Here is a 26,745-nt window from a genome sequence, read left to right as displayed (position 1 = left end):
ACCGTAGCGACGCTTGCCGCAGAAAGCATCTGGGCTATGGTGCTTTCCGTGGCAAGCACCTGCCTGCTGCGCTCATCCGCCCCCGGAGGTCCCTCGTGCTGGCTGCCCGCTTCCACCGCTACGGCAACCCCGACGTCCTCGTCATCGAGCAGGCCCCTGAGCCCGAGGCCACCCCTGGATCAGTGCGCATCCGCGTGCAGGCGGCCAGCGTCAACCCCATCGACGTGCTCCTGCGCGCAGGACACCTGCACCAGGTCCTGCCCCTGAACCTGCCCGCCGTCCCCGGCCGCGACGCGGCCGGGGTGGTCGACCAGGTCGGCCCTGGGGTCAGCGGCACCAGCGTGGGCGACGTGGTCTTCGGCCTGGGTGGGTTGGCGGACACCACCGCCGAGCACGCCGTCCTGACGGCCTGGGCCCCGGCCCCATCCACCTGGACCTCCGCCCAGGCCGCAGCCGCCGGGCTGGCCTCGGCCACCGCGCTGGCCGCCCTAGACGCGCTGGGCCAGGCGCTGGACCCCTCCACCTCCGACCTCGACGCCCTCGCCGGCCGCACACTGCTCATCGAAGGTGCCTCAGGTGCCGTGGGCAGCGCCGCAGCGGCCTTCGCCGTGGCGGCTGGGGCGCGAGTCATCGGCACCGCCCGGCAGGACAAGCACGGCCCCCTGGCCGAGCTGGGCGTGCTGCCCACCACCTACGGCCCCGGCCTGTCCGAGCGGGTCGCCGACCTGGCACCACAGGGGGTCGACGCGGCCCTGCACGCAGCTCCTTCGTCCTCCCTGCCTGACCTCGTCGAGATCGTCGGCAACGCCAGCGCCGTGGTCACCGTCATCGACGCCGAGGGCGCCGCCCGCCTCGGTTCGGCCAAGGTCGACGCCCGCAACGACTCCACCCTGCTGCGGCGGGCCGCCGCCCTCGGCCAGCGCGGTCTGTACAGCCCGCGCGTGGCGCACGAGCTGCCCCTGGCGGCCGCTAGCCGGGCTCACGCGCTGGCTGAGGGCGGCAGCGGCAAGGTCGTCATCACCGTTCCCTGACCGCGGCAGACGTGACCGGAGCCGGTCCGACCACGCGTTGGCGCGGCGCCCGTGCCGGCACGGGTGAGCACGGGCACTCCCCGGGTGTTCGGATCGGGGATCCCGCTCCGGTCAGCGGCACGCCAGCGATCCTCAACCGGTCAGCGGCACGCTGAGGTTTCATGACCAGGCGGCACCAGACTGCCGCTAGCACGTGACGCCAGCGACGCTGGTGGTCCCTGTGCAGTGGTGCTGGGGGTCAGCTCCTCGTCGACCACTGCCGACCTGACACCGGAGACGCTCCGGTGGGCCGGCTCTTCGGGCTGTTCATGCAGGTTGAGACGTCGTCGCAGTGACCCTCGTCCGCGCTTCGGCGATGACGTCGTCCAGCGCCTCCACGGTCGCCGCCAGCGACCGGGCCCGCTCCGCGAGCCGGCTTCGCTCCCGGTCGAGCCGGGCGACCATCTCCGGCGTCGTCGTGCCCGAGTAGATGCACGGCAGGAGGGTGACCACCGTCGGGCTCGAGATCCCGGCGGCGAAGAGCAGCTGGATGAGGCCGACCCGCTCCACGGCGTCCTCGTCGAACAGGCGTTGGCCGCCGGAGGTGCGGGTCGGTAGGAGCATCTGCTGCTGCTCGTAGTAGCGCAGTGAACGGACGCTGACCCCGGTGCGTGCCGCGAGCTCACCGATCTTCACGCCACTCCTCGCACTTGAACCTGACACTGGTGTCAGATCCTACCGTCGGCCCATGACCCGACCTGTCCCTGTCTTCAACCTCGCCGGCGCCTCCGTCCTGGTCACCGGCGCCAACCGCGGCCTCGGGGCGGAGTTCGTACGCCAAGCTCTCGAGCTTGGCGCTGCCCGCGTGTACGCCACCACCCGGCGCCCCTCCAGCATCCGTCTCGATGACCCGCGCGTCGTGGTCCTGGAACTGGACGTGACCGACCCCGCGACCGTGTCGGCCGCCGCGGCGTCTGTGGAGCAGGACGACCGGGACCGGGGCGGGGCTGGCGGCCTGGACGTCGTGGTGAACAACGCCGGCATCGCCACCGCGACAGACCTGGTGTCCGGAGACCTGCGGAGCATCCGCGCCGAGATGGACACGCACTTCTACGGCGCCCTGACCGTCACCCGGGCTCTTGCACCGCTGCTGGCGCGCCGACCGCGCAGCGCCGTGGTCAACGTCCTGTCGGTGCTGTCCTTCCGCTCCTTCCCCGGCAACGGTGCCTACGCAGCGGCCAAGGCCGCGGCGTGGATGCTGACCAACAGCACGCGCCTGGAGCTGGCGGCGCAGGGCACCCAGGTGCTCGGGCTCCACGTCTCCTCCGTCGACACGGACATGATGGCCGGCTGGGACGTGCCTAAGTCAGCACCGGTAGACGTGGTGCGCCAAGCACTGCAGGGGCTGGTCGACGGGCTGTCGGAGGTGTTGGCCGATGAGGAGACGCGGGAGGTCAAGCGCCTCCTGCCGGCGGCCCCGGAGGTCCTGTACGCCCCGTTCCTCCAGGGCATAGACCAGCGTCGTGCCCCGGGCGCACCCCCGGCCACTCCGCCGGCGGTCTGATCGCGGGCGGAGCACCCCGGAAGGCACGATGCTGCCGTGGACGACGTGGATGCCGCCATCCTGCGCGAGCTGCAGCTGGACGCGCGCTTGACCAACCGCCAGCTGGCCGCGCGCGTAGGAGTAGCGCCCTCGACCTGCTCGCTGCGCCTTCGGGCTCTGGAGCAGCGAGGGGTGCTGAAGGGCTACCACGCGGACGTCGACCTGGACAGGGTCGGGTTGGGCGTGCAGGCGGTGATCGCCTTCCAGATCCGACCACTGAGCCGTGAGGCGATCGCCTCCTTCAAGGCCTTCGCGCTCAAGCAACCGGAGGTGCTCGCCGTCTTCGTGCTCGGGGGCGGGGACGACTTCCTGGTCCACGTGGCCGTGCCGAGCGTCCCCGACGTGCACGCGCTGCTGGTCGACAGGTTCAGCGGGCGCCGCGAGGTCGTGAGCTTCCGGACGTCGATCGTGTTCGAGCAGACCCAGCGACGCGCGGTCCAGCCGCGCTGATCCGGCCTCCGCACCGAACACCTGGTCGGTGAAGCAGCGCCGACGGGCCTCTCGTCGTCCGCCCAGCGTCGATCCGGCGCTCTTTCCGAACGGTGTCCTGCTCACGCACCGCGACAGCCCTGTCCGCGCTTGCATCGCCGTGCCGGCCGGGCAGAACAAGACCCGCCGCCGGAGGAGGAGGAGCCGTGACCGACGACAGCGCACCTGCGCCACTCACACCCCCGACGGAGCGTCCCACCAGGGTGGTCCTCGTGCTGGCCGATGACCTGGGCCCGGCGGAGGCGGCCAACGCGGCCGCCGTGCTCGCCCTCTCGGCCGCCCTCGGGCCAGACGCGCTGGGTCGGGTCGGGGTGGACGCCGAAGGGCGCACCGACGGCGCCATCACCCGCCACCCCGTGCCCGTCCTGCGCGCCGGCCGGGTCGAGCTGGCCGACCTGCACGCCCGCGCCGCTGCCGTGGCGGAGGTCCGCAGCGTCGCCTTCGGCGAGGTGGCGAGGAGGTCGCGCACCCACACCGCCTACCTCGAGGACCTGCGGCGCACGCCGTCCGAGGCGGACCCGGCCGTCGGGGTGCTCCTGGTGGGCGCCCAGAACCGCGTCAGGGCCCTGACCAAGCGCTTCGCGCTCTTCGGCTCGTGAACGCCCCCATCGCCAGCGCGGGGTCAGGTGCGCCGCAGGAGCTCCGCGTCGTGCGCGGGGAGCGCACCGGGCAGCCGGTGGTGGTCAGCGTGGACTCCACACGCCTGGGGCCGGCGCTCGGGGGGCTGCGCATCGCCACCTACGACGACTGGTGGACGGGGGCGGCCGATGCTGTGAGGCTGTCCGCCGCCATGACCGTCAAGACCGCTCTGGCCGGGCTGGACCACGGCGGTGGCAAGGCCGTCGTCGCGCTGGCACCCCATGACGCCGACCGGTGGGTCGCCGATCGCCGGGCGGACCTGCTGGCCGACGTCGCCGACGTCGTGGAGTCGCTGCAGGGCCGCTACACCACCGGGCCGGACATGGGCACCGGCCCGCAGGACATGGCCGAGCTGTGGCGCCGCACCCGCCACGTGCTCTGCCGGCCGGAGTCCGACGGCGGCAGCGGCAACTCCTCAGGCCCCACCGCCGCAGGGGTCACCGCCGCCATCAGCGCCGCGGTGCAGCACGTGTGGCCCGGGCGCGCCATCGCGGACCTCGCCTTCGGAGTCCAGGGCCTGGGCAGCGTCGGCGCCCTCGTCGCGGACTGGCTCGCGCAGCACGGCGCCCGCCTGGTCGTCAGCGACACACGCCCGGAGGCGCAGCAGGCGGCCCAGCGCTGGGGAGCCCGGTGGGCCGAGCCCACGGAGGTCCTGTCCGCCGACGTCGACGTGCTGGTGCCCTGCGCCACCGGCGGCGTCCTCGACCCCGCGACCGTCCAGCGCCTGCGGTGCCGGGCCGTCGTGGGGCCGGCCAACAACCAGCTCGTGCACAGCGGCGTCGCCGACCTCCTGCAGGCCCGGGGCATCTGCTGGGTCCCCGACCCCCTGGTCAGCGCAGGAGGCATCGTCTTCGCGACGGCGGTCGAGCTCCGCGGGGACAGCGCCGCAGCGGCCGCGCACCGCGTGGCGTCGATCGGCGACAGGGTCACCGACCTGCTCGACCGCGCGCGCAGCGCCGGCACCACCCCGCTCCAGCAGGTCGAGGAGGTGGTCCTCCATCGCCTCGCTGGAGGTCGCTGACCTCGGCGCTGGTGGAGCCGACGACCGCCGGGACGGGGGACCACGGCTGGACCCCGCGAGCCTGGACGCGTGGCGAGCGCTGCCCGCCCAGCGGGCGGTCCACAGCAGCCCCTCGACGTGGACCTCGGTCCTGGTCCGCCGCTACGAGGAGCCCCCCTCCGCTGAGGAGTTCACCACCAGCGCCTCCCGCGACGTGCTCCTGGTCGTCCAGGACACGGGTCGCTACCGCATCGAGAGCCGCCAGGGCCTGCGCTGGGCGGGAGCCGACTACGCGCCCGGCTCCATGGGCCTGACCCTCCCCGGGTCGAGGTCGCTGCTGCGGTGGAGGCCGGCCGCAGGCGACGACCGCGTCCTGGACGCGGCGAGTGGCGTCAGCACCCTGCAGGTGCACCTGTCGGCGGCCCTGGTGGCCGAGACGGCCCGGTCCCTAGGGCGCCGATGGGCCCCCAGCGGCGACGGCACGCTGGAGCTGAGCGCCCCCGGGGTGCTGGCGACGGCGCGCGCTCTCGCCGAGGCCTCGCGCACGGGAGCCCCGCGGCTGGCAGCCGAGGCCCTCGCCGAGGCGCTCGCAGCGCAGCTGCTCGCCGCGGTGCCGTCGAGCGCCCCCGCGGGTCCGCGAGCCGGCGACCACCCGAGCCGACGCCGGCGCACGCAGCCGCTGGACGCCGCGCAGGTGGCCCGGGTCGTCGACCACCTGCAGGCCCACCTCGCCGAGCCCGTGGGGCTGCAGGAGTGCGCCGCCCTCGTGGGCAGTTCCCGGGCGCACTTCCTGCGGGCCTTCAGCGCCGCGACCGGCACGACGCCGCACCGATACCTGGTCCAGATGCGGCTGGACCGCGCCGCCCGCCTGCTACGCACCACCGACGCGACGGTGTTGGACATCGCGGTCGCCTGCGGGTACTCCGGCACCAGCCACTTCGCCGAGGCCTTCGCCCGCCAGCACGGCGCTCCACCCAGCCGCTACCGCGCCGCTCACCTCCGCTGACGCGGGCGCGCACTCCACGGGGACGTTCCGCAGCACTCCGCGGGATGACCAGCGCGGACCCGCCCAGCAGCATCGGCCCTGCCCCGCCCGCAGCGGAGCCGACCACCAACCCAGGAGGAGCCATGAGCCAGGACAGCAGGGCGCAGGGCCCGCGCAGAGTCGCGGTGATCACCGGTGGGTCCGGCGGCATCGGGCGCGCGGTCGCCGAGCGGCTCGCCGCGGACGGGCAGGCGGTGGTCGTGCACTTCTCGGGCAACCCGGCCCGGGCGCAGGAGGTGGCCGACGCCGTGGAGGCGACTGGCGGGACAGCCACCACCGTCCGCGCCGACGTCGCCGACCCCGAAGAGGTCCGAGCCCTCTTCGACGCGGCCGAAGACGCCTTCGGAGGAGTGGACGTGGTGGTCAACACCGCGGGCATCATGCGCCTGGCCCCTCTGGCCAACGCAGACCTCCACGACGTCGACGCCATGATCCGCACCAACGTCCGCGGAGCCCTGGTGGTCTCGGCGGAGGCGCTGCGCCGCCTGCGCCCGGGCGGAGCGCTGGTGAACTTCTCCACCAGCGTGACGCGCCTGTCGCTTCCCACCTACAGCGCCTACGTCGCGACGAAGGGCGCCGTGGAGGCGATGACCCCCGTGCTGGCCAAGGAGGTCGCGGGCCGGGACGTCACCGTCAACGCGGTGGCACCCGGACCCACCGCGACAAGGTTGTTCCTGGAGGGCAAGGACGAGGAGACGGTCGCGAGGATGGCGGCGGCCAACCCGATGGGACGGCTCGGGCAGCCCGACGACATCGCCGGTGCGGTGTCCTTCCTGGCCGGTCCCCGCGGCCGCTGGGTCAACGGTCAGGTCCTGTTCGCCAACGGCGGTGCCGCGTGAACGTCGTGCCCGGCGGCTCGTCGGGCCGGGTCGTCCTCGTCTCGGGCGCCTCCAGCGGCTTCGGCGCGATGATCGTCCGCGAAGTCGCCGCAGCCGGACACACCGTCTTCGCCGGGATGCGCGCCACCACCGGGCGCAACGCCGCAGCCGTGGCTGAGCTGGAGGCGCACGCCCACGAGCACGACCTGCGGCTGCACGCCCTCGAGCTCGACGTCAGCGACCAGGACAGCGTCGATAGCGCCGTGGAGCGCGTGCTGCGCGAGGCGGGCAGGGTCGACGTCGTCGTCCACAACGCCGGACACATGGTGCTGGGCCCCACCGAGGCCTTCACCCCCGAGCAGCTCCACGAGGTCTTCGACGTCAACGCGGTCTCCACCCAGCGCCTCAACCGGGCGGTGCTGCCGCACCTGCGCGCCCAGCGCGACGGCCTGGTGGTCTGGATCGGGTCGACCAGCACGCGCGGCGGCACGCCGCCGTACCTGGCGCCGTACTTCGCCGCCAAGGCCGCCGAGGACTCCCTGGCGGTCTCCTACGCCGCAGAGCTGGCCCGCTTCGGCGTCGACACGGTCATCGTGGTGCCGGGCTCCTTCACCACCGGCACCAACCACTTCGCCAACGCCGGCTCCGCCCACGACGACGACGTGGCGGCTGCCTACGAGGCGGAGTACGCCGGCCTCGTGGACCAGGTCGGGGCCCGCCTCGGCGAGATCTCGCCGCCGGACGCCGACCCGTCCGAGGTCGCCCGCCAGGTGGCGGCCGTGGTCGGGGCCGCGAAGGGCACCTGTCCCCTCCGGGTGCACGTCGACCCGGCCGACGACGGCGCAGAGCGGGTCAACGCCCTCGGTGACCAGGTTCGAGCGGACTTCTACCACCGGATCGGGCTCGGCGACCTCCTCCAGGTCCGCGTCGGCGACGCCCCCCGACGCGCAGAGGGCGGCGAGCTGCCGTGAAGACGTGGTTCGTCACGGGCACGTCGACGGGCTTCGGTCGCCTGTGGGCCGAGGCCGCGCTAGAGCGGGGCGACCAGGTCGTCGCCACCGCCCGGCGTCCGGAGGCGCTGAGCGACCTGGTCGACCGCTTTGGCACATCGGTGCTAGCCCTCCGGCTCGACGTCACGGACCGGGCCGGCGTCGTGGACGCCGTCCGACACGCGGTCGAGCGCTTCGGGCGCCTGGACGTGGTCGTGAACAACGCCGGGTACGGGCACTTCGGGATGGTCGAGGAGCTGGGCGAGGCGGAGCTGCGGGCTCAGCTGGAGACCAACTTCTTCGGCGCGGTCTGGGTGACCCAGGCCGTCCTGCCGGTGCTGCGCGCTCAAAACTCCGGGCACCTGCTGCAGGTGACCAGCGAGGGCGGTGTGCGGGCCTACCCAGGGATCGGCGCTTACCACGCCTCCAAGTGGGCGCTGGAGGGATTGACCGAGTCGCTGTGGCAGGAGCTCGCCGTGGTGAGCCCGGGCGTCCGCGTCACCTGCGTGGAGCCGGGCCCGTACGCGACGGACTGGCTCAGCCGCGGTGCCCGGAGCAGCGCCCCCGTCTCCGCCTACAACGCCGTCCGCGAGCAGGCCAGTGCCTTCGACGCGGGTGACGCGAGCGCGACGCAACCGGCGTTGCTGGAGTTGGTGGACTCCGACGATCCGCCGCACCGGGTGTTCTTCGGCAGGTCTCTGCAAGACGTCGAGGCGCTCTACGCCGAGCGGCTGCGCACATGGCGCCGTTGGCAGCCCCGCGCGCTGAGGGCCTTCGGTGCCTGAGACGCCGGCGCCGGGTGGTGGCCGCTCCCGGCCTTGATCTCGCAATCGAGTGCGACGCCGTGCTGATGGCCCAGACGACGCGCCTTCAACCCGCCCGAGCTCCGGCCGGTCGTTGAGCGGTGTGGGCCTGCAGGCGGGATTGAGGTGAACTTGTCGCCGTGGCGCTACGCGGGTCTTTCCTCACCGTTCTGACGGTGACGCTGACAGCGATGCTGTCCACCGCTGGCTGCGGGGAGCACGGCGCTGCCGGAACGCCCGTCCCCGACCGGGTGGACGAGACAGTCCGGGCAGCGAGCCCGCTGGCCGGTGGCCGAGCAGCCGGACAGCTCACCGCCCTCGAGGAGAGCAGCGACTCCCGCATCGGCCTCTTCGCCGTCGACACGGCCACGGGCCGGTTCGTGGCCCATCGAGCCGAGGAGCGCTTCGCCTTCGCCTCCACCGGCAAGGTGCTCACGGCCGCCGCCGTGCTCGAGGCCACCGACGACTCCGAGCTGGACGCCCCCACCCCCGTCGAGCCCGACGACGTCGTGCCGCACTCACCCGTCACGGAGAGCCGCGCAGGCGCAGCGATCTCCTTGCGCGAAGCAGCCGAAGCTGCCGTGACTGTGAGCGACAACACCGCCCAGAACATCATGCTCGAGCACCTGGGTGGGCCCGCAGGCCTGGAGGCGGTTCTGCGGGGGGCGGGGGACGCCACCACCGACCCCGCTCGCTACGAGCCCGAGCTCAACGAAGTGTTCTCGGGGGACACACGCGACACCACGACCCCACGAGCGATGACCGCTTCTTTGCGCGCCTACCTCGTCGACGGGCGACTGAGCCCCTCCGACCGGGACGAGCTCGTGTCGTGGATGGAGGCGAGCACGACCGGTCAGGACCTGGTGCGCGCCGCTGTGCCGGCCGGATGGGTCGTGGCTGACAAGTCGGGCACTCCTGCGACGTCTGGTGGCCGCAACGACGTCGCGCTCGTGTGGCCGCCGGGCCAGCCGCGGAACGCGCCGTGGGTAATCACGGTCTTCACCGACCGTCCCGGAGCGGGCGCTGACGCCGCGTCTGTTTCCGGCTTGGTCGCGTCCGCGACCGCGGCAGCGGTCGCGGAGCTGGCCGACGAGGTGTGAGCGACTCGTGGGCCTTCAGGGCGGTGTGCGCCGGGGGGCGCACTGGAACGCACTTGCGGCTGGCGCGTCCCGGTGAGTCAGGTCGGTCACTGCGGGCGTGCTGCTGACCGGAAGAGGATCCCTCATCGGACGCCGTTGGGCTGTCGGCACAGTGTTCGAGGACCGGGTTCTTGGCTGCCCTCGGGACAGAGCGCAACAACGGCAGCCGCCGACGCGTCCTGGCAGCGCTAATGGTCACGGGACCCTAGGGAGTTCGCCCATGCAGAAGCGGAACCTGCTCGTGCTAGCGGCCGTCGTCGCTATCGGTGGCTGCACCGAACCCAGAGCCGATGGCCAAGAAGCGCAGGAATCTGCAACCTCGGTTGCGGAGCCGGGCGTGTCGCAAACGCCGGGGATTCTGGCGCCGCTGCAGCTGGTCGACGGCACCACCGTCGGAATCGACGGTGACCCACCTGAGCTGATCGGCGATGTCGGCTACGGCGGAACCCTGACCACAGTGGCCGGCGGGTGCTGGGGTTTTGATGACGGCATCGGCACCACCACTGTGTTCTTCCTAGTGGGTGGCACGACCCTCACCAATGACGGGCTAGGTGTGATCACAACTGACGGCGTGGAGCTGCGCGTCGGAGACAAGGTCTACGGCGGTGGGTACGGCGTACGCCCTGGGTCAGAGGTCGAGCTCGAATGGCGTGCGGCGCGACCCGAATGCTTCGAGGGACGCAGAGCCGGTGTCTACGTCGGTCTTAACAAGGTAAGTTCGGGTGCAGGCTGAGTCGCTCATGCCGCGCTGGTGACGGTCGAGCAGTCAAATAGCTTCGTCACGCTGACCCCGTTACCCGGGCGGCGCGAGCATTCAGCGCTTCATTGATGCTCAGCCGAGACGAAGCCCGCTGGCATAGGCGATGACGCCGGCCAGCACCGCTATGGCGATCGTCCAGGCCCAGCGGGACGTAACCGTGAGTCGTGCCCGTCGCTGTGCTGAGGCGGGAGGCTCCACCTCGCGCAGGGTCGCCGTGTTCCCCGGCGCGGGCTGCAGGACGAGCAGGCTGTGTGGGGTGTCTCGCAGTGGGTTCATGGTGCTGCCGGCGAAGACGACCTGCAGGTCGGCGGTCTGGCCGGCACTCACGAGCACCTCGTGGTGCGCAGTCCCAGACCAGTCCAGGTGCACCCAGAGGCGGTGGCTGCCGGGAGTCACCGTGAAGGTTTCTGTCGCACCCTCAGCAAGAGTTCCTGCCGGTTCGCCGTCGATCATCACGGTGAGCTTGCGGAGCCCGGCTCGGCCAGTGGCCGGTCGGTGCAGTCGCAAGGTTGCCGTTGCAGCCTCTTGCTCACCGTGATCACCGCTCATGGGGACATCTTCACCGGCCATAGCGGTACGACTCGGAGGCGCGCGGGGTGGCGTTCCATGGCCCACGGGGTCTGTCGCGGTGACGACCCTGCTCCGGACCGCATCTGCTGGGAGCATCGACTTCATGGCGGCCCAGTACACGAGCGACTACCTCGCTTCTCTCCGCGCGGGCGTGGAGCGATTCGAGAAGGCCTTCGAATGGTGGATGGAGACGCAGTCCGAGACGGATGCGACTTTCCTGCCGGGGCTAGTACCCAGCACCTTCACCAAGGACGGAGCCGACCCGACTGAGGTTCGGCTCCGCGAGCTGGCTGTTTCTGAAGCAGCCGGGATCGCCGCCAAGGCTGTGGCGGTGACGGGCTCCTACCTGATGGTGCAGGGGCTTCCGCAACCGGTTGACCCAATCTTCAACTGGCGCAACATCACTCAACCGAAAGCGTTCTTGACGCCAGGGGAGGTGCGCGCAGCCTGCGCTTCGATTCGGGGGAGGCTCGAGTCTCTAGAGCTGGACACCGCGATGCACGACCAAGGTGATCTCCCGGCCTTCGCTCCATCGGCGTTCCATCCAGTCATCTGGACTGCCGCGGCTCCCTACTGGACCATCCATAGGTACCGCGTCGCCGTCCGAGAAGCTGGTGAAGCGCTCAACCTCCACTGGAAGGAACGTCTAGGGCGCGCCGGCGTCCAGGACACCGACTTTTGGGGGCAAACCCTAGCGACCGAACCCCCTCAGTCAGGGAAGCCGCGACTGCGCTGGCCGGGACCCGACAACGACAACACTGTGAAAGCGATGCGCGAGGGGCTCGTTGGCCTCGCGAAGGGGCTCAACCTAGCGGTGCGGAACGTCGCGACCCACAGTCGAGATGAGTACTCCGAGCAGAACGGGATGGAACGTCTCGCCGCCTACAGCCACCTCGCTCGCCTCCTCGATCAGTGCGTAGTTGAGCGTCATAGCGATGATGAAGAACCGGCTTAGATGGTGGCGCTTCTCATTGCGGCGTCAGATAGGTGAAGTCGTTGTGCCTGAAGAGCCAAGATGTCGGTGCACGGAGCGGGTGCTGCAACTTCGACGAGGCTGATCGTAGGGCCGCTGAGCCCCGTCGGGCCCGTCACCGCGATCGCACGACCACAGCGATGGCCATAGCTACGGAGGACAGTGCACTTGCAGTTGCCACCGCGCTCCGGACGCCGTAAGGCCTCTCCGAGGCGCCGACGGCCGGAGCTGGCGGTCCGTCGCGCAAGGGACCGCTCACCGGACGCCGCGGTGCTCTCCGAGCCCGCCGACCACTTGGGGCTGGGAGCCGTCGCACAGGGGATCCCTTCTGCGACGGACGGCGGCGCCAACCGCCAGCGCGAGGCGACCTGCATCGAAGCGGGCGGTCAGCGGTCCCGCAGTGACGCGCAATCGGCGACACGTGCCGCGACAGCCGACGCATCGGATGCAGCATCAGCGCGTGGCCGGAGCGGACCAGCACGGCCATGCTGCTGCAGTGGACACCGCCAAGGTGGAGGGCGACTACGGCACCTACCGCGTGCGACACGGCGAGACTGCTCGAGAGCGACGCATCACATGGTGGATCACCGCCGTGGCGGTCGTACTCCTGGCGGGCTGGTGCGTGATCGGTTTTCAGCGCGATGGTTTCGAGGGCGCGCTCAAGGTGGCCCTGTACGTGGTCGTCATCGCCGCGGTGAACGTGATGGTCAGGCTCGCGAGGCGCTGGTGGGAGCCGCAGACACGCTTGGACACGAGCGGGGTGCGGGTGATGACTGGCTTGACCGGTGGGCGTCGCGTCATCGCTTGGGACGAGATCACCGAAGTGCGGGCCGCGAGCCGCTTCACCGGTCATCCCGTAGTAGTGCTGCGTGACGGCGGGCAGGTGAAGCTCCCCGGGGTGCCAGCTGCCGTTGGCGAGCGCCTTTGCGCGGCCGCGACCGAGGGCGGAAGGAAGGCGGTGCTGCCCCTCAGCCCGCCGGCGGCGCCTTCGGTGAACGGCGACGATGCGTGGGAGGGGCCCTTCCGCCAAGGCTGAACTGTGCGTTGATCGTCAGAGACGCTGCCCGGTCAGCGATCGTCAGCGTCCCGCTGACCGGATGAGGATCGTGAGCGAGCGGTTCTGGTCATGCGACCACGCCGCACTTGGCGGATGAGGACGGCCGAGGTCCATCGTGCACATGGAACAGTCGGCGGTGAGAGTGGGCGTCGCCTCCTTCACGTGCCAGTCTCCGTCCGTGACGACAGAGGCCCCACTCAGTCAGGATGAACTCAGGACCGCGCTGGTGGCATTGATCGTGATGCTCGGAGAAGCCAGCACAGGCAACATCCCCCTCGAAGCGCAGCTGGACCTGCGCCGCCGCCTCGTCGGTATCGGTGCCGTACCCCTCGGTACGCCGCTGGAGCAGGTGTGGCAGGTCATGGGCGACCTCATCCAGCACTTGCACCGCCTCGACCGTCCCGAGCCGTTCCCCAAGGGTCAAGACCTGCCCGTGGAGAACTTGGTCGCCTTCACCGACGAGGCCACAGCTCGCCGCTACGCGACGGACATGCGCGCGCTCGGCAAGGACCTCGACGACCCTTTGTACGAACCGAACTTCAAGCGCTGGACTGTCGTCATCCGCTCAGAGCGGGCCGGCGAGCAGGGCTCCCCAACGGCCGGCAAGGAGGCCTACGCGGCGCATCTGCTCGGAGGCTGGCACCTAGGCGCCAGGGGCTGATTGTCGTTGCCAACGGCTCACTCCTCATCACGCAGCCTCGACGAAGACGGTTCTGCCGCCTGGCATAGGGGGTCCGCCGGAAGAAGCCTCTCGGCGAAGCGAGGCGTTGTCACCGGACAGCGATCCCCGAACGGTCAGCGTCTCGCTGATGATCTTTACCCGCACGCGCTGTGGCGCGAGACGAGGGGCATTGCGAGCTGTCTAACGCTGCTCCCAGCATCCCAACCGATGCGCCGCCGTTCACGTATGTACTGGCAGAGGAGGTGAGGGATGGCCCCGCCAGATGTGGAGTCGTTCGATGAGTTTGCGGTCTTCGCCATCCCCCGCCTGCGACGCGTTGCCTATGCCTACTGCCGAGACTGGCACCACGCTGACGACGCCGTACAGGGCGCCTTGGAGCGCGTGTGCGCGGCTTGGCGCCGGGTGCGTCCCGGCGAAGCCTACGGGTACACCCGCGCCACGCTTGTCCGGCTGCTGGTCGATGAGGACCGTCGGGCGTGGCGCCGCCATGAGATCACCACCGAGGACGTGGCCGTGCACGAGTCGGCCCCCCGGCGCGGTGAGCCCGACGGCGACCCCGCCGCCAGCAGTGAAGCCGACTTCTTCGCCGTGCTGGCCGGGCTCACCTCCGGGCAGCGCGCCGTCGTCGTCCTGCGCTACTTCGAAAACCTCTCCGTGAGCGAGACCGCCCGAGTGCTGCGCTGCAGCGAGGGCACCGTGAAGAGCCAGGCACACGCCGCCCGGCGGGCCCTGCGACCGCTGCTGACCGAGCCCGTCGATCGAGGAGCCCCGCGATGAACCGACCAGACCCGGGCCCCATCGACCTGGACTTCGTCCACGACGCCACCGCCACCGCGCAGGACCAGGACGACGACGCAGCGATCGCCGCCCTGGTCACAGCCCGCCTGCAGGCGCTGGACCCGCCGCCGTCGCGGATCGACGTCACAGCTTTCGCCCCCAACGCCGACGGCCCGGAGGAGATCGACCGGTCCGGTCGTCGGCGAGCGGCCTGGGCCCTCGCCGCCGTGGCCGCCGCAGCGGCCGCGGCTGTCGTCGTCGCCCTTGTCCTCAGCGGTGGCCGTTCCCCGTCGGTCGAGCGCCACGGGACGGTGGCCTCCGACGGTGGGAGCGGTGCGGCCGCCGTGCCGCTGCGTGACGGGGTGCCCGCACTGCCACAGGACGAGGTCACCCGTCTCCGAGCTCTCCAGAACCGTGTGCCGCACGCTCCTCCCACCTCGTGGTCGGTGCCCTTCAGTTCGTGGACGACGCCCGTCGACTGCGACGACCACGCGCGGCTGCAGACCGTGCCCGCAGTGCTCGACGGCCTAGACACCCGCGGACTGCGGCAGCAGTGCGCGACCGCGGCCGTGGTCGGCGAGCCGGCCGGCGGGGCAGACCCGCAGGTCGCAGAGCTCCTGTACCGCTTCTACCTGCCCGACGGCGTCGAGCTCGACGATGTCGGCCTGGTCGACGCGACCGACCGCGGCGTCTCGTGGACGGTGGTGGACCTCGCCGAGCCCGCGCAGGCCATCGAGCCCGTGGACAGCCCCGATGACCAGGCGGGCGGTGTCACGACCGTCCGATGGGATGACGCACTAGCAGCGGTGCAGCGCTGGGGACCAGAGCGGACCGACCTCACCTGGGTGGACCCGTACGCCCGCTGGTCCAACCAGGCCAACCTGACCGCGGCGACCGTGCACGCGGTGGTGGCGGCCGATCCGGTCACCGCCGTTCTGGCTGCTGTGGGCTTCGTCAACCAGGGCGGGATCCGCATAGTGCGCGGTGACGACGGGTCACTGCTCTTGGTGCCCTCGTCGGACCCCATGGGGGCGATGCAGGCTCTCAACCACGGGACGCTGGCCCGGACCCTGGAGGGCTGCCTGGTTCTGGACCACGGCGAGTACGGCATGCAGCTGGTGCTGTGGCCCTTCGGCACGACGTGGAACGCAGACACGCAGGTACTCACTGTTCCGGCCGAGCGGGGCGGCAGCGTCGACTACCGCATCGGTGACGAGATGAGCCTCGGCGGCGGCGAGAGTGACGGTCGGTACGCCAACGCACTGCTACCAGCGGAATGCGCATCAGAGAAGATTTGGATCGGCGGCTCCGCCGCAGTCATCAGCTAGGACACCGAAGTGCCAGCAGAGCACCGCTCATCGGACGCCGTCGTCTTCGATGTGGCCTTCCATCAGCTGTCGCTGCTGCGCTGCTGCCGTTCCCGACCCGTGTCGAAGAAGTGGTTCAGGTACGCGGTGGGCTCAAGGTCGCTGTCACGCACCAGGCTGAAGATCTCTCCGCCGTGCCGCGCCGGATCGATGAGCTGGAAAGCCTGGGCCAGGCCGAGGTACTCAGGACGCTCGGCTTCCCAAGTGCCGGGCGGTGTGGCGTACTCAAGGGCTTCTCGTTCGGCCCAGGTGATGGCTCGGTCGACGTCGTCGGTCTGCCAGACCGTGATGCGCTCCTCGTAGGTCGCCGTTCCTCCTTCGTCGAGGAAGCGAAAGACGCACCGCACCGATGTCCAGCCAGAGGTCGCCACCCCATGACCTTGGCAACGACCTGCCCGTGGAGTCCACCCAGGCATTCGGGCAGGCTGGCTCATTCATCGACCGCTTACCGAGCTCGCCCTGGCCTGTGCCAGGCGGTCCGTCGCAGGGAGTGCGCAAGTCTCATTCGGCCCGCCCGCTCTTTCGGTCCGGTCAACGTGCGCTCATAGGAACCTTGGTCGACCTGCCAGGCAACGTCGTCCGTCACCGATGTTGCCGTCGCGTTCTCCGTTCGAGACGACCGTCGACATCGCCGTAGGCCTAGACCGCGCTCGGTCCAAGACATCGCGCAGAGCCGATGTCGCATCGCGCGGCGGCGCATCTGGGTACCAGATGCATATCTTGCTCCCGCCTTTCCGGTTCGCTGAGAAGCGCTCGGAGGCCATGACTGGCGCACCTCACGGGCGTGACAGGCGGGCGCCGAGCAGCTCGCAGGCTCGACGAGTGATCGCCGCGCGCGTCAGTGGCAGCCCGCGGGCTGCCAGCTCATTCCGAGCCTGCTCGCGCACGAGGTGCTGCATCAGGCCGTCGCCTCCAAGGACCGCCGCTCGCCCCGGCTGCGCCGGCCGCTGAGGCGGTTGCGCTCTGCCCGAGGGGTCGCCGGGACCGGGGTGCGGACGACGAGGAGGGGAGGGGGAGGAGGTTCTTTCGGTCAAGGACTCTCTTCCGTGCCGCAGCAGTGCGGCCCCCCGGGCCGCAGATGTGCGGCCACCCCCCGGCGGCGCGCTGCTGTCTTGAGCGGCCGCGCACCCGCCCACAGGCACGATGCCTCCGGTCACGAGCGGCCCGTCGTCCACAGAGGCCAAGACCGCGGCGCCGGTCAAGCGCTGCGGTGAGACAACCTGTGCCTGGCCGTCTGCGGGCGTCGGCAGGACGACGTAGGCGTTGGCGATCTGCTGTCCGTCCGAGAACCGGTGAGCCACCTGTATCCACCCCGCGTCGACCAGAGCACTGACCGCGCGGTCGACCGTGTCGAGCGAGCGGTGGAGCCGCTCAGCGAGGCGCATCCGGGACTGCACATGAGCGCCGTCGACCACTGGGCACCGCAGCAGGAGTCCGTACAGCCGGACGGCGGTGGCCGACAGGTCGGCTTCGAGCAGTTCCTCGGGAACCATCGCGAAGCGCTCAGGGCGGCCGCGGGGCTGCGTGGAGCCCGTGAACAGCCCACGACGGCCTGCATCGCGCGGTCGCGGCAGGCGAGCCACGTGGCGGCTCACGGGCGGACCAGCCGGACGGGATGAGACGAAGCCGGACTGGGTGAGACGAGAAGCAACGGTGAAAGACGAGGTAATACGAAAAGGAACTCGGCGGGTAAGGGCGCTTGGGATATCCCACTCGAAGATGTCACGAGAACACCTTGCAAATCAGCGGGGACTTCGTCAAGGTGGGTCATCGCTGGTCAGGGGCGTGGGCGTCCATGCGTGGAGCGCAGAGGGGGCGGTGTGAAGGGTTCTGTTTTCAAGCGCTGTGCCTGTCCTCAAGAATCAGATGCTCGGGGCCGGAAGAAGTCGTGCCGCGTCAACCACGGCTCCTGGTGCTTCGTCGCAGACCTCGGCCCCGGAATGGGTTCGGGCGGTCGCTGGCAACTGCGGCGCCAGGTCAAGCGCGGCGGCTTCGCGACGCGCCGAGAGGCCGAGGCCGCGCTCGCCGCTCTCGTCGACGGGGTGGCCGGAGGGACCGCCACCCACGACACCGGTCTGACGGTCGAGGCCTACCTGCTGCGCTGGCTGGAGGTGAAGGAAGCCAGCGGCTTGCGGCCCACCACCCTGCGCTCCTACCGGCAGCACATCAGGACCCACCTCATCCCCACCATCGGGCACCTCCGGCTCGGTGAGCTGCGGCACGTCCACGTCGAGGAGGCCTTGGCCCTGGTGATGCGTCCGACCGGCTCCGGACGCCCGCCGGCCGGGCCGGCCACCGTGCAGCGCGTGCGCGCCACCCTGCGCTCAGCCCTGGCCAGCGCCAAGCGCAGGCGGCTGGTCGCGTTCAACGCTGCGACCGACCTCGAGCTGCCCAAGGTCACCCGGCCCCGCGTCGTGCCGTGGGACCCGGCTGAGCTCGGGGCCTTCCTGGACCACGCCACGCACGACCGTCTTGGCGTGCTGTTCGAGGTGATGGCCTCTACGGGCCTGCGCCGCGGTGAGGCGCTCGGGCTGCGGTGGGCCGACCTCGACACCCCACGCGGCGTCATCACGGTCCGCCAGCAGGTGCTGCAGGTCGAAGACGGACGCCAGCACCCCTGTCCGTCCTGCGCTCACGGGCACCGCGGCATCGCCTTCGGCCCACCCAAGACCACCAGCGGCGACCACCGCCTGGTCGACCTCGACTCCGCCACGCTCGGCGTGTTGCTCGAGCACCGCCTGCGCCAGGACGCCGAGAAGGCGCTGTGGGCCGACGCCTACAACGACCACGGGCTCGTCTTCGCCCGGGAGGACGGCACGCCGGTGCTGCCCAACCACGTCACGACGCGCTTCGCGGAGCTGACCGCGGCAGCCGGCCTCCGCCGGGTCCGCCTGCACGACCTCCGCCACGGCCAGGCCTCGCTGATGCTCGCCGCGGGCGTGCCGATCGCCGTGGTCTCCAAGCGGCTCGGACACTCCTCGATCACCCTCACGTCCGACACGTACAGCCACCTGCTGCCGGGTGTCGGCCGCGACGCCGCCGAGCGCGCCGCGGCGCTGGTCCCGCGTCGCCGTGACCAAGATCGTGACCACTCCGTGACCACATCGCCCCCTTCTAGCCGCTCGTGGCGGCCCAAGGGGCGCGAAAGTGCTGGTCAGACGGTGGGCCCCGTGGGGCTCGAACCCACAACCCGCGGATTAAAAGTCCGCTGCTCTGCCAGTTGAGCTAGAGGCCCTGGCGCCCCGATGCTCCCACGCCCGCACCGCGGGGGAGTCGCCCAGGCGGCTGTCAGGCGGGTGGTGCCTCGGCCACGGCGCGCAGCTGCTGCAACCCGCGCTCGAAGTCCTTCCCGAGGACCTTGTCCATGCTGATCACCGACCCGAGCACGCGCAGCAGCAGCGGCCGCGGGCCGGTCATGGACCAGGTCACGCGCGTCCGGGGCGCCCCGTCGGCTGCGGGCTCGGGCACGAGCGAGAACGTCGACGTGCTCGTCGAGGGGAAGGGCTTCTCGAAGACGACGGAGACGCGCACGGCGCCCGGAGTCGACTCCAGCACCTCCATCGTGCCGCGCCCGGCCTTGCGGTTGCCCGACCACGCGTAGGTGGCACCGGGACCGGAGGCCGGCCCGCCGTACGTGCGCTGCAGCGCCGGGTCGAGCCCTTCGAAGGGCGACCACGCGCGCCAGCGGTGCAGGTCGTCGACCTCGGCGCGGATGCGGTCGGGAGCTGCTGCGACCACCGTCGAGCGCTCCACGGTGTACGTCTGGGGCGAGGCCACGGCGGAGGTTAGCGTGAGGTGGTGGCGACGCCCTGGACCACCGCGCAGATCCCCGACCAGACCGGCCGCACGGTGCTCGTCACCGGCGCCACGAGCGGCCTGGGCCGCGAGAGCGCCAAGGAGCTCGCCGCGCGGGGCGCGCGAGTGGTGCTGGCCGTGCGGGACACCGCCAAGGGCCAGCGCGTGGCCGCCGGCCTGGCCGGCACCACCGAGGTGCGCCGCCTGGACCTGTCCGACCTCGCGAGCGTGCGCGCCTTCGCCGACAGCTGGGCGCAGCAGGACGACGACGCCCGGCGCATCGACGTCGTCGTCGCCAACGCGGGGATCATGATGGTGCCGTTCGCGCGGACCGCGGACGGCTTCGAGAGCCAGGTCGGCACCAACCACCTCGGGCACCACGCGCTGGTCTGCCGGCTGCTGCCGCACCTGCACGAGGACGGGCGCGTCGTCGTCCTCAGCTCCCTGGTCCACAAGGCCGGGAAGGTCGACCTGGGCGACCTCAACTGGGAGCACCGCTCCTACAGCGCCTCGGGCGCCTACGCGCAGAGCAAGCTGGCCAACCTGCTGTTCGCCCTCGAGCTGCAGCGGCGGCTGCACGCCAGCGGGTCGCGGCAGCGGGTGCTCGCCGCGCACCCGGGCTGGGCCGCGACGAACCTCCAGGGGCGCAGCGGCAACGCCCTCGCCGACCGGCTCACCGGCATCGGCAACCGCGTGGTCGCGCAGAGCGCCGCCGCCGGTGCGCAGCCCACGCTGGCGGCCGCCACGGCAGACCTGCCGGGCGGCTCCTTCCTCGGGCCGTCGGGTCCGGGTGAGGTGCGCGGTGCCCCGCGCCTCGTGGGCCGCACCGCCCTCGCCAGCGACCTCGGTCTCGCCGCTGACCTGTGGGCGCTGTCCGCGCAGCTGACCGGCGTCGACGCGCTGGAGCGCGCAGCAGCCCGCTGACCCCCTGCGGCCACCGGGCTGCTGGCCGGCCCGGACGGACGCTCAGCGCCGTCCGGGTCAGGAGCGGATCAGGCCTCGACGGCGTCGATGGCGAAGTTCCCCTCCGAGTCCTTCCAGTTGATGGTGAAGTCCATGTCGGCACCGTCGACCACGCCGTGGCAGGCGGTGGTCTGGCCCTCGTCGACGTCCGGCGTGTCGTCGCAGGTGATCCCGTCGAAGGTCGACTCGGGGTACTGCGCCGCCAGGGTGGTGGTGACGTCGGTGGCGAGGTCGGCGCCGGAGTAGTCGGGCGTGCCGGCCTCGTAGCTGAACGAGCAGGCGCTCAGCAGCGCGGCCGCGCCCAGGGCGGCGGCAGCGGCGGCGACCGAGCGGCGGGCGGCGGTGCAGCGGGCGGTGCGGGACATGGCGGGTCCTCCGGGTGGTGGGTGCTGGTCCCGGTGGGCGGGTGCCTCCGGGCGATGACCCGAGGTTGTCCGCCCCCGCTTGCACCCGGCTTGCGACCCGCCTGCAGCTCGTCGGCGCGCTGCTCCGCGGCCGCGCCACGGTCTCGGGCCGCCCGCACCCGGGCGCCCGGCTGCTGGCGGCGGGGGCCCCGGGGGCCTCTGCAACGATGCAAGGCATGACGTACATCGCCGCTGATGACCGTTACGAGACGATGACCTACCGCCGCTGCGGACGCAGCGGGCTCGACCTGCCGCTGGTCAGCCTGGGGTTCTGGCACAACTTCGGTGACGACAGGTCGCTGGAGGGCCAGCGCGCCATCGTGCGCCGCGCCTTCGACCTCGGCGTCACGCACATGGACCTCGCCAACAACTACGGACCTCCCTACGGCTCCGCCGAGAAGAACTTCGGCGAGCTCATGAGGTCCGACCTGCGCCCGTACCGCGACGAGCTGGTCATCTCCACCAAGGCCGGCTGGGACATGTGGCCCGGTCCCTACGGGGACCACGGCTCCCGCAAGTACCTGCGCGCCAGCCTCGACGCCTCCCTGGAGCGCATGGGCCTGGACTACGTCGACATCTACTACCACCACCGGCCCGACCCGGAGACGCCGCTGGAGGAGACCATGACGGCGCTCGCGGACGCCGTCCGCGCCGGCAAGGCCCTCTACGTGGGCATCTCCAGCTACGGCCCGGAGCGCACCGCCCAGGCGGCGCGGATCCTGCGCGAGCTGGGCACGCCGCTGCTCATCCACCAGCCCTCGTACTCGATGCTCAACCGCTGGGTCGAGCCCGAGCTGCTCGACGTGCTGGAGCGCGAGGGCGTCGGCTGCATCCCCTTCACCGTGCTCGCGCAGGGTCTGCTCACCGACAAGTACCTCCAGGGCGTGCCGGAGGGCTCACGGGCCTCGCGCGGCTCCTCGCTCGGCATGGACATGCTCAGCGACGAGAACCTCGCGCGGGTGCGGGCCCTCAACGAGATCGCCGACGGGCGCGGCCAGACGCTGGCGCAGATGGCGCTCTCGTGGGTCCTGCGCGACCGGCGCATCACCACGGCGCTGTTCGGCGCCTCCAGCGTGCAGCAGGTCGAGGACAACGTGGCCGCCGCGGCGAAGGTGGAGTTCAGCGACGACGAGCTGGCCGCCATCGACGAGCACGCCGTGGAGTCCGGCGTCGACCTGTGGGCCGGCGCCCGCGACGCCGGCGACTGACCCACCCACCCGGCCGTGATCATGGGCGACCGGCCACCCCGAGCGGCCGATCGCCCATGATCACGAAGGGCGGGTCAGGCGGGGGCGGGGCTCCACGGGCGGACGAAGTCGTTGCCCGGGTCGCCCTCCACCGCCATGAGCAGCGGGCCGGCCGTCGCGCCGTCCAGCTGCTCGCGCAGCACGTCGGCGTGCCCGGCGTGCCGGGCGAACTCCTCGACCGCGTGCGCCAGCGCGTAGCGCTGCACCGACGGGGTCGGCTCGTCCCTGCCGTCCCACGGGGCGGCGGGCTCCGTCATCGCGGCGCCCGGGTCGGTGGCGCGCACGTCGGCGAGGTAGGTCTCGCGGGCCTCGTCGAACGCGGCGAGCGCCCCGGCGAGCGTCTCGTCCTCGCGGAGCACGAAGCTGTCCGCGAAGGCCGCGTGCCCGGCCTGGTCCATGACGCGCTCCCGGCCGCGCTGCCCCATCACCCAGGTCACGTGCTTGACCACGCCGCCCACCGACAGCTCGCTGCGGCACGGCCGCTGCCGGGCCTGCTCGTCGGTGAGGCCGAACGCGGCGGCGCGCACGCCCTCGAGCTGCATCGCGATGAAGCCGGCGAAGACCTCGGCCTCGGTGTGGGTGCCGGGAGCGAACACGACTGCCTCCTCCAGTGGTCGGGCGGTGTCCCCGCCCTGGTGGAGACCACGCTAGGAGGGGTCGCGGCCACTTCCTGACCGCGATGGAGAGCATCATCGAGACCGTGGCCAACACGTCCTCGCGCACGCTGCGCCTGCTGTCGCTGATGCAGGCGCGGTCCCACTGGCCGGGCGGTGAGCTCGCGAGGCGCCTGGGCGTCTCGGCCCGCACGCTGCGCCGCGACGTCGAGCGGCTCCGCGACCTCGGCTACCCCGTCGACGCGACCTCCGGCCCCGACGGCGGGTACCGGCTGGCGGCCGGCGCCTCCCTGCCGCCCCTGGCCCTCGACGACGAGGAGGCGGTCGCGCTGGCGCTGGCCCTGCAGGGCGCCGCGACGGGCACCGGCGACGACGACGCGAGCGCCCAGCCCGCGCTGCGCGCCCTCGCCAAGGTGGTCCAGGTGATGCCGCCGCGGCTGCGGCGCCGGGTCGACGCCCTGCGATCGGTGGCGGTCGGAGGTCCGTGGGGCGGCGCCGGTGGCCCGGACCCGGCGGTGCTGCTGGTGCTCGCGCAGGCGTGCCGTGACGCCGAGCGGCTGGTCCTGGACTACACCGCCGCCGACGGCGCCCGCTCCCAGCGGCGCGCGGAGCCGCACGCCCTGGTGCGGCTGGGCCGGCGCTGGTACCTGCTCGCGTGGGACCTCGGCCGCGGCGCCTGGCGCACGCTGCGCGTCGACAGGGTCGCCGCCGCACGTCCTGAGGGCGGCCGGTTCCGCCCGCGCGAGCTGCCCGGGCCGGACGCCCTCGCCGTCGTCGAGAGCAGCATCCGGACGGCGCCCGCGCTGCACGAGGTGAGCGCCGTGCTGCACGTCCGCGCAGACCTGGCCCGAGCGCGCCTCGGCGGGTGGGCGCACGTGGAGGAGCTCGAGCACCTCGGCCGGTGCCGGCTCGTCATGAGCACCGAGGACCTCGACTGGGCGGTCTTCGCCCTGGCCCGTGCGGCCTGCGACGTCAGCGAGGTGGAGCCGGCTGCCCTGCGCTCCCACCTGGCTGTCTGGTCGGCCCGCTTCGCCGCCGCCACCACCCCATCGTGATCATGGGCGTCCGCCACCCGGGAGGTGGCGGACGCCCATGATCACGGAGTGGGGGTGGGGGTCAGTCGGTGCCGGACTCCATGGCCGCACGGTCCAGCGGGCGGTCGTCGGGGGAGGGCTGGCCGCTGGACGCGATCTCCTCCGCGCCGCCCGGCTGCAGCGCCGCTGCCTCCAGGCCGCCGACCAGGCCCACGCCCGGGGCGTCCGGGCCCACCAGCCCGAGCGCCGCGTACTGCTCCAGCTTGGAGCGGGAGTCGGCGATGTCGAGGTTGCGCATCGTCAGCTGGCCGATGCGGTCCACCGGTCCGAACGCGGCGTCCTGCGTGCGCTCCATCGACAGCTTGTCCGGGTGGTAGCTGAGGTTCGGGCCCGTGGTGTCGAGCAGCGAGTAGTCCTCGCCGCGGCGCAGCCGCAGCGCCACCTCGCCGGTCACCGCCGTCCCCACCCAGCGCTGCAGCGACTCGCGCAGCATGAGCGCCTGCGGGTCGAGCCAGCGGCCCTCGTAGAGCAGCCGGCCCAGGCGGCGGCCCTCGGAGTGGTACGTGGCGATGGTGTCCTCGTTGTGCACCGCGTTGACCAGGCGCTCGTAGGCCGCGAAGAGCAGGGCCATGCCGGGAGCCTCGTAGATGCCGCGGCTCTTGGCCTCGATGATGCGGTTCTCGATCTGGTCGGACATGCCCAGCCCGTGGCGCCCGCCGACGGCGTTCGCCTCGAGCACCAGCTCCACCGGGGAGGAGAACGTCTGCCCGTTGATGGAGACCGGGCGGCCCTGCTCGAACCCGATGACGACGTCCTCGGCCTCGATCTCGACGGCCGGGTCCCAGAACCGCACGCCCATGATCGGCTGCACGATCTCGATGCCGGTGTCGAGCTGCTCCAGGGACTTCGCCTCGTGGGTGGCGCCCCAGATGTTCGCGTCGGTGGAGTAGGCCTTCTCCGTGGAGTCGCGGTAGGGCAGGTCGTGGGCGACGAGCCACTCGGACATCTCCTTGCGGCCGCCCAGCTCGGAGACGAACTGCGCGTCGAGCCACGGCTTGTAGATCCGCAGCGCCGGGTTGGCCATGAGGCCGTAGCGGTAGAACCGCTCGATGTCGTTCCCCTTGTAGGTGGACCCGTCGCCCCAGATCTGGACGTCGTCGTCGAGCATCGCCCGCACGAGCTTGGTGCCGGTCACCGCGCGGCCCAGCGGCGTGGTGTTGAAGTACGCCCGACCGGCGGAGCGGATGTGGAACGCGCCGCACGTCAGGGCCGCCAGGCCCTCCTCCACGAGCGCCTCGCGGCAGTCGACCAGGCGCGCCAGCTCGGCGCCGTACTGGCCGGCACGGCCGGGCACGGCGTCGATGTCGGGCTCGTCGTACTGGCCGATGTTCGCGGTGTAGGTGCAGGGCACGGCGCCCTTGTGGCGCATCCAGGCGACCGCCACGGAGGTGTCGAGACCCCCGGAGAAGGCGATGCCGACGCGCTCGCCGACGGGCAGGGAGGTCAGGACCTTGGACACGGCCCCTGATCCTGCCAGCAGGTCCGGAGACCATCACAGCCCAGGCGCTCACTACGCTCACCGCGCATGGCGCCTTCACCGGTGAAGCAGCACAAGTACCTCCTCGACGAGTCGGAGATGCCGACCCGCTGGTACAACATCGTCCCCGACCTGCCGGCCCCGCCCCCGCCGCCGCTGCACCCGGGGACCCACCAGCCGATCGGCCCGGACGACCTGGCCGGCCTCTTCCCGATGGACCTCATCGCGCAGGAGGTCAGCACCGACCGCTACGTCGACATCCCCGAGGAGGTGCAGGAGGTCTACCGCCTCTGGCGCCCCTCGCCGCTGTACCGCGCGCACTCCCTGGAGAAGGCGCTCGGCACCCCGGCCCGCATCTACTACAAGTACGAGGGCGTCAGCCCGGCCGGCTCGCACAAGCCGAACACCGCCGTCCCCCAGGTCTTCTACAACGCCAAGGCCGGCGTCAAGAAGCTGACCACGGAGACCGGCGCCGGCCAGTGGGGCACCGCGCTGGCGTTCGCCTGCTCGCTGTTCGGCCTCGAGTGCGAGGTGTGGCAGGTCGGCGGCTCCTACGACGCCAAGCCCTACCGCCGCACCCTCATCGAGACCTTCGGCGGCACGGTGCACCGCTCGCCGTCGCGCCTGACCGAGGCCGGCCGCGCGTTCCCCGAGGACCACACCGGCTCCCTCGGCATCGCGATCTCCGAGGCGGTGGAGGTGGCCGCGCAGCGCGAGGACACCAAGTACGCCCTCGGCTCGGTGCTCAACCACGTGCTGCTGCACCAGACCGTCATCGGCGAGGAGGCGCTGCTCCAGCTGGCCAAGGCCGGGGAGACCGACGTCGACCTGGTGGTCGGCTGCACCGGCGGCGGGTCCAACTTCGGCGGCCTGTGCTTCCCGTTCCTGCGGGAGAAGATGGCCGGCCGCATGAGCCCGGAGATCCGCGCCGTGGAGCCCGCCTCCGCCCCGTCGCTGACCCGCGGGGAGTACCGGTACGACTTCGGCGACACCGCCGGGCTCACCCCGCTCATGAAGATGCACACCCTCGGCCACGACTTCGTGCCCGACCCCATCCACGCGGGCGGCCTGCGCTACCACGGCATGGCGCCGCTCATCAGCCACGTCTACGAGCTGGGCCTCATGACCGCCACCAGCGTGGACCAGACCGCCTGCTTCGACGCCGCGGTGAGGTTCGCCCGGACCGAGGGGATCGTGCCGGCGCCCGAGCCGACGCACGCCCTCGCCGTCGCCATCCAGGAGGCCCTGGCCTGCAAGGAGACGGGGGAGGAGAAGGTCATCGTCACCGCGCTGTGCGGCCACGGCCTGCTCGACCTGGCCGCCTACGAGTCCTACCTCAAGGGCACCATGACCGACTCCGGCCTGTCCGAGGAGGACCTGAGGACGGCGCTCGCGGCGGTGCCCGTCCTCGCCTGACGGCGCCGGCCGGG

27 protein-coding genes, 1 tRNA gene and 1 pseudogene are annotated in these 26,745 nt (G+C 71.9%); 21 read left to right on the top strand and 8 right to left on the bottom strand.

Annotation, left to right across the window (positions count from 1 at the left end; all coding sequences use genetic code 11):
* The first annotated feature begins 95 nt into the window (after positions 1–95).
* Complete coding sequence (locus tag FHN55_RS20190; protein ID WP_139714199.1) at positions 96–1,031, top strand: alcohol dehydrogenase catalytic domain-containing protein; 936 nt, start codon at positions 96–98, stop codon at positions 1,029–1,031.
* A gap of 306 nt (positions 1,032–1,337) precedes the next feature.
* Here FHN55_RS20190 and FHN55_RS20185 read toward each other — a convergent pair whose 3' ends face one another.
* Positions 1,338–1,706 carry a MerR family transcriptional regulator gene (locus FHN55_RS20185; RefSeq protein ID WP_139714198.1) on the bottom strand — a complete coding sequence of 123 codons (369 nt, stop codon included), beginning with the start codon at positions 1,704–1,706 and terminating at the stop codon, positions 1,338–1,340.
* Positions 1,707–1,758: 52 nt separating this feature from the next.
* Here FHN55_RS20185 and FHN55_RS20180 point away from each other — a divergent pair, with 52 nt between their 5' ends.
* The 10 genes from FHN55_RS20180 to FHN55_RS20135 all read left to right on the top strand — a co-directional run bounded on the left by FHN55_RS20180 (position 1,759) and on the right by FHN55_RS20135 (position 10,268).
* Positions 1,759–2,574, top strand: coding sequence for an SDR family oxidoreductase (locus FHN55_RS20180; protein ID WP_139714197.1), 816 nt, complete (start codon positions 1,759–1,761; stop codon positions 2,572–2,574).
* A 36-nt stretch (positions 2,575–2,610) separates the two neighbouring features.
* On the top strand, positions 2,611–3,063 hold the full coding sequence (locus FHN55_RS20175) for an Lrp/AsnC family transcriptional regulator (RefSeq protein ID WP_139714196.1): 453 nt from the start codon (positions 2,611–2,613) through the stop codon (positions 3,061–3,063).
* 92 nt (positions 3,064–3,155) lie between these two features.
* Entirely contained in the window at positions 3,156–3,701 is a 546-nt protein-coding gene (locus tag FHN55_RS20170) for a DUF2000 family protein (RefSeq protein ID WP_306821829.1), read from the top strand.
* On the top strand, positions 3,698–4,762 hold the full coding sequence (locus FHN55_RS20165; protein WP_139714194.1) for a Glu/Leu/Phe/Val dehydrogenase dimerization domain-containing protein: 1,065 nt from the start codon (positions 3,698–3,700) through the stop codon (positions 4,760–4,762). Before FHN55_RS20170 ends, FHN55_RS20165 begins: the two co-directional genes overlap by 4 nt.
* A 193-nt stretch (positions 4,763–4,955) precedes the next feature.
* Entirely contained in the window at positions 4,956–5,747 is a 792-nt protein-coding gene (locus tag FHN55_RS20160) for a helix-turn-helix domain-containing protein (protein ID WP_139714193.1), read from the top strand.
* Positions 5,748–5,869: 122 nt separating this feature from the next.
* Positions 5,870–6,625 carry an SDR family oxidoreductase gene (locus FHN55_RS20155; protein WP_139714192.1) on the top strand — a complete coding sequence of 252 codons (756 nt, stop codon included), beginning with the start codon at positions 5,870–5,872 and terminating at the stop codon, positions 6,623–6,625.
* A gap of 68 nt (positions 6,626–6,693) precedes the next feature.
* Positions 6,694–7,575 carry an SDR family NAD(P)-dependent oxidoreductase gene (locus FHN55_RS20150; RefSeq protein ID WP_139714209.1) on the top strand — a complete coding sequence of 294 codons (882 nt, stop codon included), beginning with the start codon at positions 6,694–6,696 and terminating at the stop codon, positions 7,573–7,575.
* Positions 7,572–8,378, top strand: coding sequence for an SDR family NAD(P)-dependent oxidoreductase (locus FHN55_RS20145; protein ID WP_139714191.1), 807 nt, complete (start codon positions 7,572–7,574; stop codon positions 8,376–8,378). The genes FHN55_RS20150 and FHN55_RS20145 overlap by 4 nt, the downstream gene beginning before the upstream one ends.
* A 194-nt stretch (positions 8,379–8,572) precedes the next feature.
* Positions 8,573–9,496, top strand: a complete 924-nt coding sequence (gene bla, locus FHN55_RS20140) for a class A beta-lactamase (RefSeq protein WP_139714190.1) — start codon at positions 8,573–8,575, stop codon at positions 9,494–9,496.
* Between the two features lie 259 nt (positions 9,497–9,755).
* Positions 9,756–10,268: a hypothetical protein gene (locus FHN55_RS20135; RefSeq protein WP_139714189.1), complete on the top strand. Its 513-nt coding sequence runs from the start codon at positions 9,756–9,758 to the stop codon at positions 10,266–10,268.
* 99 nt (positions 10,269–10,367) lie between these two features.
* Here FHN55_RS20135 and FHN55_RS20130 read toward each other — a convergent pair whose 3' ends face one another.
* Entirely contained in the window at positions 10,368–10,844 is a 477-nt protein-coding gene (locus FHN55_RS20130) for a hypothetical protein (protein WP_139714188.1), read from the bottom strand.
* Between the two features lie 79 nt (positions 10,845–10,923).
* Here FHN55_RS20130 and FHN55_RS20125 point away from each other — a divergent pair, with 79 nt between their 5' ends.
* The 5 genes from FHN55_RS20125 (at position 10,924) to FHN55_RS20105 (ending at position 15,682) form a co-directional block, all read left to right on the top strand.
* Entirely contained in the window at positions 10,924–11,820 is an 897-nt protein-coding gene (locus tag FHN55_RS20125) for a TIGR02391 family protein (RefSeq protein WP_257571155.1), read from the top strand.
* Positions 11,821–12,334: 514 nt separating this feature from the next.
* Positions 12,335–12,874, top strand: a complete 540-nt coding sequence (locus tag FHN55_RS20120; protein ID WP_139714187.1) for a PH domain-containing protein — start codon at positions 12,335–12,337, stop codon at positions 12,872–12,874.
* Positions 12,875–13,073: 199 nt separating this feature from the next.
* On the top strand, positions 13,074–13,556 hold the full coding sequence (locus FHN55_RS20115) for a hypothetical protein (protein WP_139714186.1): 483 nt from the start codon (positions 13,074–13,076) through the stop codon (positions 13,554–13,556).
* Between the two features lie 270 nt (positions 13,557–13,826).
* Positions 13,827–14,354, top strand: a complete 528-nt coding sequence (locus tag FHN55_RS20110; RefSeq protein ID WP_139714185.1) for a sigma-70 family RNA polymerase sigma factor — start codon at positions 13,827–13,829, stop codon at positions 14,352–14,354.
* A gap of 227 nt (positions 14,355–14,581) precedes the next feature.
* Positions 14,582–15,682: a hypothetical protein gene (locus tag FHN55_RS20105; RefSeq protein WP_139714184.1), complete on the top strand. Its 1,101-nt coding sequence runs from the start codon at positions 14,582–14,584 to the stop codon at positions 15,680–15,682.
* A gap of 62 nt (positions 15,683–15,744) precedes the next feature.
* Here the strand turns inward: FHN55_RS20105 and FHN55_RS20100 are convergent, their stop codons facing one another.
* A complete protein-coding gene (locus FHN55_RS20100; protein ID WP_139714183.1) occupies positions 15,745–16,092 on the bottom strand; it encodes a hypothetical protein in 348 nt (115 codons plus the stop codon).
* Positions 16,093–17,661: 1,569 nt separating this feature from the next.
* Here FHN55_RS20100 and FHN55_RS24340 point away from each other — a divergent pair.
* Positions 17,662–18,675 (top strand): annotated as a pseudogene (locus tag FHN55_RS24340) (tyrosine-type recombinase/integrase); the annotation flags it as partial.
* Between the two features lie 208 nt (positions 18,676–18,883).
* On the opposite strand, the gene FHN55_RS20090 reads toward FHN55_RS24340, so the two are convergent.
* Positions 18,884–18,956, bottom strand: a tRNA-Lys gene (locus tag FHN55_RS20090).
* A gap of 53 nt (positions 18,957–19,009) precedes the next feature.
* Positions 19,010–19,498 (bottom strand): SRPBCC family protein, encoded by a 489-nt coding sequence (locus FHN55_RS20085; protein WP_139714182.1) that lies wholly within the window; start codon positions 19,496–19,498, stop codon positions 19,010–19,012.
* A gap of 21 nt (positions 19,499–19,519) precedes the next feature.
* Between FHN55_RS20085 and FHN55_RS20080 the strand changes: the two genes are divergently transcribed.
* Positions 19,520–20,440 carry an oxidoreductase gene (locus FHN55_RS20080; protein ID WP_306821828.1) on the top strand — a complete coding sequence of 307 codons (921 nt, stop codon included), beginning with the start codon at positions 19,520–19,522 and terminating at the stop codon, positions 20,438–20,440.
* 68 nt (positions 20,441–20,508) lie between these two features.
* Here the strand turns inward: FHN55_RS20080 and FHN55_RS20075 are convergent, their stop codons facing one another.
* Positions 20,509–20,844: a DUF4333 domain-containing protein gene (locus FHN55_RS20075; protein ID WP_139714180.1), complete on the bottom strand. Its 336-nt coding sequence runs from the start codon at positions 20,842–20,844 to the stop codon at positions 20,509–20,511.
* Between the two features lie 215 nt (positions 20,845–21,059).
* Between FHN55_RS20075 and mgrA the strand changes: the two genes are divergently transcribed.
* The gene (mgrA, locus tag FHN55_RS20070) at positions 21,060–22,091 is read left to right on the top strand and encodes an L-glyceraldehyde 3-phosphate reductase (RefSeq protein ID WP_139714179.1); all 1,032 of its coding nucleotides are present in this window, start codon (positions 21,060–21,062) and stop codon (positions 22,089–22,091) included.
* 74 nt (positions 22,092–22,165) lie between these two features.
* Here the strand turns inward: mgrA and FHN55_RS20065 are convergent, their stop codons facing one another.
* Positions 22,166–22,726: a DUF664 domain-containing protein gene (locus tag FHN55_RS20065; RefSeq protein ID WP_218974856.1), complete on the bottom strand. Its 561-nt coding sequence runs from the start codon at positions 22,724–22,726 to the stop codon at positions 22,166–22,168.
* A 104-nt stretch (positions 22,727–22,830) separates the two neighbouring features.
* On the opposite strand from FHN55_RS20065, the gene FHN55_RS20060 reads away from it, so the two are divergent.
* On the top strand, positions 22,831–23,799 hold the full coding sequence (locus FHN55_RS20060) for a YafY family protein (RefSeq protein WP_139714206.1): 969 nt from the start codon (positions 22,831–22,833) through the stop codon (positions 23,797–23,799).
* A gap of 61 nt (positions 23,800–23,860) precedes the next feature.
* Here FHN55_RS20060 and argG read toward each other — a convergent pair whose 3' ends face one another.
* A complete protein-coding gene (argG, locus tag FHN55_RS20055; protein WP_139714178.1) occupies positions 23,861–25,297 on the bottom strand; it encodes an argininosuccinate synthase in 1,437 nt (478 codons plus the stop codon).
* A 66-nt stretch (positions 25,298–25,363) separates the two neighbouring features.
* On the opposite strand from argG, the gene FHN55_RS20050 reads away from it, so the two are divergent.
* Positions 25,364–26,731 (top strand): TrpB-like pyridoxal phosphate-dependent enzyme, encoded by a 1,368-nt coding sequence (locus FHN55_RS20050; protein WP_139714177.1) that lies wholly within the window; start codon positions 25,364–25,366, stop codon positions 26,729–26,731.
* Positions 26,732–26,745: the final 14 nt, after the last annotated feature.

The sequence above is a fragment of the Streptomyces sp. NP160 genome (assembly GCF_006335115.1).
GTDB lineage: Bacteria > Actinomycetota > Actinomycetes > Actinomycetales > Quadrisphaeraceae > Quadrisphaera.
This window is presented reverse-complemented; position numbering and strand designations above follow the sequence as displayed.